This window comes from Actinoalloteichus fjordicus, from assembly GCF_001941625.1.
GTDB lineage: Bacteria > Actinomycetota > Actinomycetes > Mycobacteriales > Pseudonocardiaceae > Actinoalloteichus_A > Actinoalloteichus_A fjordicus.
This window is the reverse complement of record NZ_CP016076.1, coordinates 577,523-588,998: the sequence shown is the minus strand read 5'-3', so window position 1 is coordinate 588,998 and position 11,476 is coordinate 577,523. Positions and strand designations below refer to the sequence as shown.

Below are 11,476 nucleotides of genomic sequence, written 5' to 3'. Positions count from 1 at the left end.
GCCGACGTGCACAGTTCAGCGCCGCGCATGTTGTGAGATCGTCTGTACCTGCGCTTACCTTTTCCATAAACGCCGGATGCTGTACTCGGTCCGAGCCCGCCCACCGGGCACGAGTGCGAACCGGCAGCTGCCAGCCGCGCCTCGACGACGAGAACAGGAGATCCGATGCGCGTGCTCATCGTCGAGGACGAGGTGTACCTCGCCGAGGCCATCGCCACCCGGCTGCGGAGAGAGGCGATCGCCTCGGACACCGTGCACGACGGCGACAGCGCCCTCGCCGCCCTCGAGGTGGACGACTACGACGTGGTGGTCCTCGACCGGGACATCCCCGGCACCCATGGCGACGACGTCTGTCGCCGGATCGCCCGCTCGGACTGGGACTGCCGGGTGCTCATGCTCACGGCCGCCCGCAGGCTCCACGAGAAGGTCGCAGGCTTCGAGATCGGTGCCGACGACTACCTCGCCAAGCCCTTCGACTTCCCCGAGCTCGTAGCGCGGCTTCGGTCGCTCAACCGCCGGACCGGCCGGGCGGACCCGCCGATGCTGGAGTTGGCGGGCGTCCGGCTCGACCCGTTCCGCCGCGAGGTCTACCGGGACGGCAGGCTGGTACGCCTGAGTCGCAAGGAGTTCGCCGTCCTGGAGATCCTGCTGTCGGCGCGGGGCGGCGTGGTCAGCGCGGAGACGCTGTTGGAGAAGGCCTGGGATCGCAACGCGGACCCGTTCACCAACGCCATCCGGGTCACCATCTCCACGTTGCGCAAGCGACTCGGCACCCCCTGGGTGATCCATACCGTGTCCGGTGTCGGCTACCGCGTCGAGGAGCCGGCCCGCCGTGCGTGAGCGGACGGCGGCGGCGGACGACCAGCCGAGTTCGAAGACGAGTCGGCACCCGGGCAGGGGACGGAGGAGACCACCTGACCCGAGTCGCGGAGCCGACTCGACGCACTCGGCCTCCCGACGATTCCGGCTCACCGTGCGAGCCAGGCTGACCCTCACCTACACCGGCCTGCTGCTGTTCATCGGCGCGACGATGGTCACGCTCATCAACGTCTTCATGCGGTATGTGCCGACCTACGCGATCAGTACGCCGCAGCGGGTCGATGATCCCGCCAGCGGTCCCAGCGGTCCCACCGGTCCCACCGGTCCCACGGGGTTGGACCCGAACGCGGCAGGGTCCGCACAACCCTGGAATGACTCGACCGAGGTCGCCATCGTCGACGTGACCAGATCCTCGCCACTCACCCTCCGTGATCGCGATGACGTGCTCGACACGCTCTTCGTGGTCTCGATCGCCGTCCTGCTGGTCATCGGCGTGGTGGGTGCGTGGGTCGGCTGGCTCGTCGCGGGTCGGATGCTGCGACCGCTCCAGCAGCTCAACGCGGCGGCGCAGCGCGCAGGGACCGGCTCGCTCGACCACCGGGTGGCACTGCGCGGCCCGGACGACGAGTTCAAGGACCTCTCCGACACCTTCGACACCATGCTGGAACGGCTGGACCGGTCGTTCCGGGCACACCAGCGCTTCGCCGCCGACGCCTCGCACGAGTTGCGCACCCCGCTGGCCACCAGCAAGGCGATGCTCGACGTCGCCGCCGACAGCCTCGACGACCAGGACGTCCCCACGCTCATCGCCCGGCTGCAGGCCACCAATCGACGCAGCATCGAGACGGTGGAGGCGCTTCTCGACCTGTCCGAGATCGGCCGGGGCCCGCTGTCGACGGGACCGGTCGACCTCGCCGACGTGGCGACCGAGGCCCTGCCCGAGGTTCGTCAGGAGGCGGCCGAGGTGGACATCACGCTCACCACGCACGTCGAGAAGGCGCCTGCGTGCGGCGACGCGGTCCTGCTCCGGCAGCTCGCCATGAACCTGCTGCAGAACGCGCTGCGCCACAACCACCGAGGCGGCTCGGTCGCCGTCACCTGCGGGCCTGCCCCCCGCGAGCGGGGTGGCGCCGTGCTGACGGTGTCGAACAGCGGCGAGGTCGTGCCGCCCGAGACGCTCGCGCTGCTCACCGAGCCCTTCTTCCGGGGCGCGGGGCGGTCCGCCGACCGCAACGGCAGGCAGGGCCACGGGCTGGGCCTCACCCTCATCGCAGCCATCGTCGAAGCCCACGACGGGACGCTGAAGCTGACCGCCGAGCAGGTGGGCGGTCTCACCGCCACCGCGTGGATTCCAGATGCCGAGGCGAACGGGACGCCAGGCTGAGGTCGCGGGCCGCCCCCGTGCACCTCAGCCCGGCTCACGACCGGTTTGCGCACCTGCCGGGCAGCCGAGACTCGTCGGGCGGCCACCCCGCCCCGGTCAGGCGCCGGTCGCCCCGCCGTCGGACCCGATCAGGCCCGCAGTTCCATCGTGCAGCACTTCGGGCCGCCCCCGGACTTGCGCAGCTCGCTGACGTCGACGAACACCGGTTCGAATCCTCGGGCGGCGACCTGGTCGGCCAGGCCGGTCGCCTCCAGAGGCAGCACGACGTGCCTGCCGTCGGAGACGGCGTTGAGCCCGAGGCAGGCCGCGTCCTGTTCGGTGGCGAGGACGGCGTCCGGGAAGAGCCTGGCGAGCACCCGCCTGCTGCCCGGTGAGAAGGCGTCGGGGAGGTAGGCCACCAACGGCGATCGGCCCGGCCCGCCCTCGGCCAGCACGAAGAGTGCGACGTCGAGGTGGTAGTAGCGCGGGTCGACGAGCCGCAGCGACACGACCGGGACTCCCAGGACCTCCTGGGCCTCGCCGTGTGCGGCCGGGTCGGTGCGGAATCCCGTCCCGGCGAGCAGCACTGAACCGGTCCAGGTGAAGTCGCCCTCCGCCTCGTTCGTGCAGGCGGGCATGACCACGTCCCGGAAGCCGTTCTCCCCGAACCATCGGCGGTAGTGCTCCGCCTCGGCGGCCCGCTCCGGCGCGCGGAACCGAGCGCCGAGGACCCGCCCGTCCACCACGGTGCCCGAGTTCGCCGCGAACACCATGTCCGGCAGGCCGGGCTCCGGGGTGATCACCTCCACCGTGTGGCCGAGTCGCTCGTAGGTGCGGCGCAGCTCCTGCCACTGGCGCATCGCCTCGGCCCGGTCCACCACCACCCCGAGGTTCATCCACGGGTTGATCGCATAGGCGACCTCGAAGTACTCCGGCGGGCACATCAGGTACCGCCGGGCACGCGGCAGTCTCGGCTCGTCGGGTGCCGCAGGCACCGGGAGCACCGTGAGACCGCTCCGCTGGTCGAGGGAGCCGAGACCACGCACATCCGCCACCGTCATGGATCGAAATGTAAATCCTCGAAGACGCACGAACAACGCCGCACTATTGCGTCTTCATAGGCAGAATGTTTCGTATGGACAAGACTGACCATCGAATCATTTCGTGCATGGTGGCCGACGCCCGCTCCAGCTTCGCCGACATCGGCGCCCGAGTGGGTCTGTCGGCCCCCGCGGTGAAACGACGGGTGGACCGGCTGCTCGACCTCGGCGTGCTGCGCGGCTTCACGGCCGTGGTCGATCCCGAGGCACTCGGCTGGGGCACCGAGGCGTTCGTCGAGGTCTACTGCCACGGCAATGTCGCGCCCGGTCAGATCAGGGTGGGGCTGGAACCGTTGGCCGAGGTGGTCGGGGCCTACACCGTCTCCGGCGCGGCCGATGCGATCGTGCACCTGCGCGCGGCCAGCATCCAGCATCTCGAGACGGCGCTGGAGCGGCTGCGGGCCGTCGACTTCATCGACCGCACCGTCTCCACGGTGGTGCTGTCCAAACTGTTGGAACGGCCTGCGATGCCGGAGGGCGCCACGGGCGCACGGCAGGAGGGACGACCGGCGCGATAAGCCCCGAATGATCCAAGCGTTCGGCCATGAACCGTCGGTACGCTGGGTGGCGAGAGACGAGCATGCACCGGCGAGACCGGGCAGGAGTCTTCAAGGGGGAGCCGCGACGACCTGAGCCTGCCGGCCCGATCCCGCGTCGAGTGCCGCCTTCTACGCTCCAGCCTGTCCCGGCAGCGCCGTCACACGTCTGTCGGACCGCCTGCGGGCCGGACACCCAGTTCGCCATGCCCTCCCCGCCCGACCACGCCGTTGTCCCCGACAGCCGTGAGGAATCGAGCCATGACGGTGACCGATCACGACGACACAGGCCACGCCGGCCCCGGAACGGGATCGGCCGTCCGCCCGGCGGGCAGACGGCTCGATCGCGTCGTCATCCGCTTCGCGGGTGACTCCGGCGACGGAATGCAGCTCACCGGCGACCGCTTCACCTCAGAGGCCGCCGCGTTCGGCAACGACCTCGCGACACTGCCGAACTTCCCGGCCGAGATTCGGGCCCCAGCCGGGACGCTGCCCGGCGTGTCGAGCTTCCAGCTCCACTTCGCCGACTACGACATCCTCACCCCCGGTGACCGTCCCGACGTACTCGTCGCGATGAACCCCGCCGCCCTGAAGGCCAACATCGCTGACCTGCCCAAGGGCGGCATCCTGATCGTCAACACCGACGAGTTCACCAAGCGCAACCTCACCAAGGTCGCCTACGCGCAGAATCCGCTGGAGGACGGCTCACTCGCCGAGTTCCAGGTGCACGAGGTGGCCATGGCGACGCTCACCAGGACCGCGTTGACGGAGCTGGGCGTGTCGAAGAAGGACGCGGAGCGGTCGAAGAACATGTTCGCCCTCGGCCTGCTGTCGTGGATGTACAACCGGCCGACCGAGGGCACGGAACGCTTCCTGCGCGAGAAGTTCGGACGCCGACCGGACATCGCCGAGGCCAACGTCGTGGCGTTCCGCACCGGCTGGAACTACGGCGAGACCACCGAGGCCTTCGCCGTCACCTACGAGGTCGCACCCGCCAAGCTGGCCCCCGGCACTTATCGCCAGATCACCGGCAACGCCGCGCTGGCCTACGGCATCGTCGCGGCGGGCAGGCTCGCCGAACTGCCGGTGTTCCTGGGCACCTACCCGATCACGCCTGCCTCCGACATCCTGCACGAGTTGAGCAGGCACAAGAACTTCGACGTCACGACGTTCCAGGCCGAGGACGAGATCGCGGGCATCGGCGCGGCACTCGGGGCGGCCTACGGCGGGGCGCTGGGCGTGACGTCCACCTCCGGCCCCGGCATCGCGCTCAAGGCCGAGACGGTGGGGCTGGCGGTGATGACCGAGCTGCCGCTGCTGATCTGCGACATCCAGCGCGGCGGCCCGTCGACCGGGCTGCCGACGAAGACCGAACAGGCCGACCTGTTGCAGGCCATGTTCGGCCGCAACGGCGAGGCACCCGTCCCGGTGCTCGCCCCCGCCTCCCCTGCCGACTGTTTCGCGGTCACGCTCGACGCGGTGCGGATCGCTCTCACCTACCGGACGCCGGTGCTGCTGCTCTCGGACGGCTACATCGCCAACGGCTCGGAGCCCTGGCTGGTCCCCGAGGTGGACGACCTGCCCGACCTCCGAGTGGCCTTCGCTACGGAGCCCAACGCGCCGGACGGCTCCGGGGAGTTCTGGCCCTACCTGCGCGATCCGGAGACGCTGGCCCGTCCGTGGGCGGTGCCGGGCACCTCGGGATTACAGCATCGGATCGGCGGCCTGGAGAAGTCCGACGGCCGGGGAGACATCTCCTACTCCCCCGACAACCACGACCGCATGGTCCGGCTGCGCCAGGCCAAGATCGACGGCATCACCGTGCCGGATCTGACGGTGGACGACCCGGACGGACAGGCTCGCGTGCTCGTCCTCGGCTGGGGCTCCACCTTCGGCCCGATCGGCGCGGCCTGCCGTCGAGTGCGGGCGGCCGGGATGTCGATCGCGTCGGCGCACCTGCGTCATCTCAATCCCATGCCGGGCAATCTCGGTACGGTACTGGCCGCCTACGACCGGGTGATCATCCCCGAGATGAACCTCGGTCAGCTCGCGATGCTGATCCGGGCACGTCACCTGATCGACGTCGTCAGCCACACGAAGGTGGCGGGGCTGCCCTTCAAGGCCGAGGAGTTGCAGAACGTGTTGACCGGTGTCATCCGGCAGGTCGACGCATGACGCGCGACCGTGCAGGCGGACCCGGCCACCGTCCGCTTCGACGAGAGCCCGACCTCACGACCCGACTTCGCGCCGGGCACCTGCTTTCGAGGAGGACAGATGACGGCTGTTGACCTGGGGCTGCCGCTGATCGGTGGCACCGAGGGCGTCCCGCGAACCGACGAGAAGCAGACCGCGAAGGGCTTCACCTCCGACCAGGAGGTGCGCTGGTGCCCCGGCTGCGGCGACTACGCCGTGCTGGCCGCCGTGCGCTCCTTCCTGCCCGAACTGGGGCTGCGGCAGGAGAACATCGTCTTCGTGTCGGGGATCGGCTGCTCCTCGCGATTCCCGTACTACCTGAACACCTACGGGATGCACTCCATCCACGGCCGGGCGCCCGCCATCGCGACCGGGCTGGCCACCTCGCGGCCGGACCTGTCGGTCTGGGTGGTGACCGGCGACGGCGACGCGCTCTCCATCGGCGGCAACCATCTCGTGCACACGCTGCGCCGCAATGTGAATCTGAAGATCCTCTTGTTCAACAACCGCATCTACGGACTGACCAAGGGCCAGTACTCGCCGACGTCGGAGGTCGGCAAGGTCACCAAGTCGACCCCCGCAGGCTCGGTGGACACCCCGTTCAACCCGGTGTCGCTGGCCCTCGGCGCGGAGGCGACCTTCGTGGCCAGGGCGCTCGACTCGGATCGCCGACAGCTCACCGAGGTCCTGCGCGCGGCGGCCGAGCACCGGGGCACCGCACTGGTCGAGATCTACCAGAACTGCCCGATCTTCAACGACGGCGCATTCGACGTGCTCAAGGAGCCGGGCGAACGGGAGCGGCGGATCATCCCGCTGCGGCACGGCGAGCCGATCGTCTTCGGCGCCGACGGCGAGTACGGGGTGGTGGCCGACGGCTTCGAACTGCGGGTGGTCAAGACCTCGGAGGTGGACCGCGCGGCGCTGGTGGTCCATGACGTGACCCGCTCCGACCCCGGATACGCGTTCGCGCTGTCCCGGCTGGGCGGCCAGGATCTGGACCCGACGGTCACCGGCGTCTTCCGTGCGGTGTCCCGGCCGACCTACGACGATCAGGCCAGAGCCCAGGTCGCCGAGGCCGCCGCGAAGACACCGGACCTCGCCGCGCTGCTACACGGCCGGGAGACCTGGACGGTCGTGGGCTGAGTCGAGGCCCCGGTGCGACGCGGGGCCGGTCTCGGCGGGCGGCCGGCCCCGGTTTCCCGGCCGGGACCGGCCGACCGACTGCCACGGCGGGTCATGCAACGGGTGACGGGCCCGGCCCTTTCGTTCACCGAGCGGAGGGGCGGGCGCCCCGCACGGGCCCGCCCCGGCTCAGGTCGGGTCAACGCCCGGCAGACCCCGACCTGCGGGTGTGCCATGGCGCGAAGCCCGCGCGCTGGGCGTCGGCCTCACTGCGGAACCAGACCTGGGCCTTGGCCGTGCCGAACTGCGGCGACTGATCGGTGTGATAGATACGGGTCTTCGCATTCGCCTTGACCCGATAGTCGGCGGTGGGCGCCGATCCGTCCGGCGCGGCAGGTGCCGAACCCGGCCCGAACGGCTGAGCGCCCTTCGGCGTGAGCGTCGCCGCGTCCAGCTCGTTGCCCTCCAGGTCCTGGATCGGAATCCAGGGCTCCCGGCCCGATGTGCTGGACGGGGTGGGGATGGCAGGCCTCGGGATGGCGGGCGGCGGCCCCGGTGGGACCGGCGACGCGGGCCGGGGTGGTGTACCGCTCTGGTTGCCCGCCTGCCCCCGACCCGCGAACCAGACGAACTCGGCAGCGCCGCCGCTGGGCGCGGGACCCGGCGCGGCGCCGTCGGCCTCCAGCACGGGCTCGAACAGGGACCGCTCCCGCTCCGGCTCGACGGCCTCGGCGGGCGCCCCCGCCCGATCGCCGGTCGACGGCGTCGCATCGCCCAGTTCCAGGTCGTCCAGACCGATCAGCGGATCGGAGCGGTCCGCCGCGACCGGCAGCTGACGGGCAGCCGGCCGCCCCGCGACGTGCGGGATGTCGCTCGTGGTCGGCCTGTTCTCGTTGATCGCAGCAGATCGGCCGACCGGAGGCAGGCTCGACGACGCTGAGGAACCCGACCGCGAGACGGTGTCCTGGCTCTCCGACGGGTCGTCCTGATCGGCGGAGTCCGCAGCACCGACCGCGCCGGCGCCGGCATCGTGGTCGTGGTCGTGGTCGGAGATCGACACCATCGGGATCATCGCGGTCTGCTCACTCATCTCCTCCCGACCGACGTCGGGCCCGGCGTCCGCCGCAGCCTCCACGTCTGCCGTGCGGTCGGTGACGTCGACAGCGGCGGGCTGGGCGTCCTGCGGGCGATCCAGGTGCTCATCGGCCGCCTCGTCGAGCAGCTCGCCCGGCCCATCGGTCCCGACGGAGACGTGGTCCTCCTCGACGGCCGCCGCGCTCGATTCGGGTGTCGCCCCTCGGTCCCGCTCTGCGGTGTCGGAGACCGGCGGCAGGTCCGGCGAATCCGACGGGCCGGTCAGCGCCGTCGAGGACGCGGGGAGGTCCTGATCGGCGGGGTGGTCCTGGAACTCCGCGGCCTCGGGCCAGGCGGAGTCCTCCTGAACCTCGTCACGATCGAAGACCCGCTGCTCACGGTCGGACTCGGCGGGCGCCGCCGACTCCGAGGCCTGCGCCTCGTCGACCGGGTCCGTCTCCAAGGCCCGGCCCGAGGCAGGCTCGTCCAGGGTCGACGGCCAGGCCGTCGCGTCCGCGTCCGCCGACGGCTCGGTCGAGTCGGCACCCTGCGACGACGGCCACTCGTGCTCGACGGCGGGCTGCTCGGCGGCGAGGTCGGCGCGACGGAAGAAGTCGGTACGCGGCTCGTCCACCTGATCTGCCCGCGCCCCCGGAGCCCACTCCGGTGCCGACGACGATGCAGCCGAGTCGAACGGCTCCGCCGCAGGGCCGCCGTGGCTCGCGGCCGCGTCCTCCGCCGACGGACCGTCCGGGAAGGCGTCGGGGAAGTCGCCGAGGAGTTCGTCTCTGCCGCCCGTGCCGGGCCCGTCGCCCGGTCCGGCGTCCTCGCCCTGGGGCCAGGCGGCCTCGAAGGCGTCGAACTCGGCAGGGGCCGCCGAGGCTCCCACCGGGCCGACCTCAGGGGTCGGGAGGCCGCGTCGGGTGTCGTGGTGGGGACGCGCAGGCTCGGCAAGGCCGCGCGGCTCGGACGGCCGCCAGGTGTCCGGATCGGCCCCGGGCAACGGGTCGTGCGGCTGCGCCTCCGGCGTCGAGGGGAGGTCTCGGCCCTCGTCGGGCCAGCCGATCGCCTCGTCCCGTCGACCGGCGCGCGCCGACTGCGGTCGAGCCCCGGCGCCCGCACCGAGCGTGGGCCGCTGCTGGCGACTGGTCAGCTCAGCGCGGCGAGCGTCGTGCGCGCCGGGAAGTCCGGCTTTGTTGATCACTGCCGTCTGGTCTGCGCGCGACTCGGGACGCCGCCGCTGGTCCTGCGGCTCGGCCCTCGGGCCCTGGTACTGGTCGAGCGGGCCCGCCGCGCGGGCGGCGCGTTGCTGATCCTGATACTCGTCGGGCTGCTCGTGGCGAATTGCGGGCTGCTGCTCGGTGAAGAAATCGGCACGGGTCGGCTCGGGTCGCGCGGCACGCGGCGGCTCCGGCGCCCTCGGCGGCAACGGCGGGTGCGGGACGGGCTCCGGCGCGGCCTCCCACAACTCCTCGTAGGTCTCGGGAATCGGCTCACGTTGCGTCGGGTCGGGCGAGGTGCCCCGCAGGCCCGCGAGCAGGTCGTCGCCGTCGGGGTCCCCGCGCAGCCAGTCGGCATCGCGCCGGGGCTCCCTCGGCTGGCGTGGCTCCTCCCCCGTCTCCTCGCCGCGCTGGAGCTCGGCACCGGCCGCACGGTCGCCGTCGAGTCGCGCGAGCCGTTGTCGAGCAGGGCGGACCAGGAGCGCCCAGGTGACGAAGGCTCCTAGTGCGAAGGCGAGCAGGCTCCACAGCCATACCTGCCCGAAGATCGAGGTCACAGGAAGTCCCTCCTAGCTGCACGGCCACGCCCCGAGCCGTGCACGGCCCTGAACGCGGTGCCATGACCATCCGCCGTGAACGGCAGTCTGAGCTGCCGCCCGGTGGTCGACGTCGTCTCGTCGACCGTCTCGCCGAATCGCGCCGATCCGTCCCACGCGGTCCGGCCCCATCGAAGCAGACCCGGTCGCCACGTCAAGCACGATGTCGTCGCCTGCGGTTCTCCGGCCGAGACGACGGCCGGAAGATCCACGTCAGAACACCACCGCAGCCCATTCCCGCGCGGATCCGAGACCGGCTCCCTTCAGCGGTGCCCAAGCCTTCCAGGAATCGCGGTCGAACGTGCAATCGGGGTGGCGATGTCCCGGGAATTCCATCGCGGAAACGCGAATCCTCCTCGGCGTAGGCTCGCCGCCGTGCCCTCCACGACGCCTGATCACAGCGCGACGACCGACCCGGCGAGTTCCGGGCGAGGGCGTCGCCTCGGCCTGTTGTCGGGAACGGGTGCCTACGTGTTGTGGGGCGCGACACCGGGTTTCTGGGCACTGGTCGATCAGGCCGCGCCGGTCGAGATCCTGGCGCATCGACTCGCCTGGACCCTGGTCCTGATGGTCGTCGTCTGCCTGTTCCTGGGCAGGCTGTCCGCGTTACGCGGACTCGGTCCGCGTCGGTGGGCGCTGATCTCCGTGGCGGCGATCCTGATCGCGGTCAACTGGGGCGTCTACATCTACGCGGTACTCGCCGAGCGAGTCATCGAGGTCTCCCTCGGCTACTACATCAATCCGCTGATCAGCGTGCTGCTCGGCGTCCTGGTGCTGGGTGAACGACTGCGCGGCGTGCAATGGATCGCCCTCGGCGTGGCTGCGACGGCGGTGCTGGTGGTGACGCTCGACTACGGCAGGCTGCCCGTCATCGCGCTCGTGGTCGCAGGCAGCTTCGCGGTCTACGGGCTGCTCAAGAAGACGGTCCCGCTGGACTCGTTGAACAGCCTCACCGCGGAGAGCATGGTGCTGGCTCCGTTCGCCATGGCCTATCTGGTGTGGTTGCAGGTGACCGGCGCTGCCACGTTCCTGGCCGAGGGGCCGCTGCACAGCGCGCTGCTGATCGCGGCGGGACCGGTCACCGCGCTCCCGTTGCTGCTGTTCGGCTTCGCCGCGCAACGCATCCCGCTGTCCGTGATGGGGATGCTCCAGTACCTGGCGCCGACGTTGCAGCTGCTCTGGGCCGTGCTCATCGCAGGCGAGTCGATGCCCGCCTCCCGCTGGATCGGCTTCGGTCTCGTGTGGCTCGCCCTGGCGATCTTCAGCATCGACGCCCTGCGGACGGCGCGTCGGGCGGGTGCCGCCGCAGCAGCGGCCCGGCGACAGACGGAGTCGACCGTCTCCGCGCCCGACCAGCTCTGACCGGCCTCGTCATCCGATCGGCAGGCGCCCGCCCGATCGCGCTCGTCCCGTTCGGCGCTGCGCAGATCCGCGGCGCTTGAACTGCGGAGTC

Annotated in this window: 8 protein-coding genes; 6 read left to right on the top strand and 2 right to left on the bottom strand. The window is 71.2% G+C overall.

The features are described 5' to 3' along the window. Positions 1 to 165 precede the first annotated feature (165 nt). Both UA74_RS02655 and UA74_RS02650 read left to right on the top strand, forming a co-directional pair. Positions 166 to 840: a response regulator transcription factor gene (locus UA74_RS02655; protein ID WP_075738564.1), complete on the top strand. Its 675-nt coding sequence runs from the start codon at positions 166 to 168 to the stop codon at positions 838 to 840. A gap of 133 nt (positions 841 to 973) precedes the next feature. Continuing rightward, positions 974 to 2,203 carry a sensor histidine kinase gene (locus tag UA74_RS02650; RefSeq protein ID WP_075738562.1) on the top strand — a complete coding sequence of 410 codons (1,230 nt, stop codon included), beginning with the start codon at positions 974 to 976 and terminating at the stop codon, positions 2,201 to 2,203. 128 nt (positions 2,204 to 2,331) lie between these two features. On the opposite strand, the gene ddaH is transcribed toward UA74_RS02650, so the two are convergent. After that, positions 2,332 to 3,243, bottom strand: a complete 912-nt coding sequence (gene ddaH, locus UA74_RS02645; protein ID WP_083682875.1) for a dimethylargininase — start codon at positions 3,241 to 3,243, stop codon at positions 2,332 to 2,334. Between the two features lie 74 nt (positions 3,244 to 3,317). Here ddaH and UA74_RS02640 point away from each other — a divergent pair, with 74 nt between their 5' ends. The 3 genes from UA74_RS02640 to UA74_RS02630 all read left to right on the top strand — a co-directional run bounded on the left by UA74_RS02640 (position 3,318) and on the right by UA74_RS02630 (position 7,154). Continuing rightward, positions 3,318 to 3,800, top strand: coding sequence for an Lrp/AsnC family transcriptional regulator (locus UA74_RS02640; RefSeq protein ID WP_075738560.1), 483 nt, complete (start codon positions 3,318 to 3,320; stop codon positions 3,798 to 3,800). Positions 3,801 to 4,079: 279 nt separating this feature from the next. Further along, positions 4,080 to 5,993, top strand: coding sequence for a 2-oxoacid:acceptor oxidoreductase subunit alpha (locus tag UA74_RS02635; protein ID WP_075738558.1), 1,914 nt, complete (start codon positions 4,080 to 4,082; stop codon positions 5,991 to 5,993). A 99-nt stretch (positions 5,994 to 6,092) separates the two neighbouring features. Next, the gene (locus tag UA74_RS02630; RefSeq protein ID WP_075743333.1) at positions 6,093 to 7,154 is read left to right on the top strand and encodes a 2-oxoacid:ferredoxin oxidoreductase subunit beta; all 1,062 of its coding nucleotides are present in this window, start codon (positions 6,093 to 6,095) and stop codon (positions 7,152 to 7,154) included. Between the two features lie 178 nt (positions 7,155 to 7,332). Here UA74_RS02630 and UA74_RS02625 read toward each other — a convergent pair whose 3' ends face one another. Further along, positions 7,333 to 9,984, bottom strand: coding sequence for a sunset domain-containing protein (locus UA74_RS02625; RefSeq protein WP_075738556.1), 2,652 nt, complete (start codon positions 9,982 to 9,984; stop codon positions 7,333 to 7,335). Positions 9,985 to 10,398: 414 nt separating this feature from the next. Between UA74_RS02625 and rarD the strand changes: the two genes are divergently transcribed. Further along, positions 10,399 to 11,385, top strand: coding sequence for an EamA family transporter RarD (gene rarD / locus UA74_RS02615; protein WP_232237606.1), 987 nt, complete (start codon positions 10,399 to 10,401; stop codon positions 11,383 to 11,385). Positions 11,386 to 11,476: the final 91 nt, after the last annotated feature.

Bases quoted from the DNA above. Each gene is read 5' to 3' on its own strand.
- ddaH (WP_083682875.1), bottom strand. From the start codon at position 3,243: ATGACGGTGGCGGATGTGCGTGGTCTCGGCTCCCTCGACCAGCGGAGC.
- UA74_RS02630 (WP_075743333.1), top strand. From the start codon at position 6,093: ATGACGGCTGTTGACCTGGGGCTGCCGCTGATCGGTGGCACCGAGGGC.
- UA74_RS02655 (WP_075738564.1), top strand. From the start codon at position 166: ATGCGCGTGCTCATCGTCGAGGACGAGGTGTACCTCGCCGAGGCCATC.
- UA74_RS02635 (WP_075738558.1), top strand. From the start codon at position 4,080: ATGACGGTGACCGATCACGACGACACAGGCCACGCCGGCCCCGGAACG.
- UA74_RS02640 (WP_075738560.1), top strand. From the start codon at position 3,318: ATGGACAAGACTGACCATCGAATCATTTCGTGCATGGTGGCCGACGCC.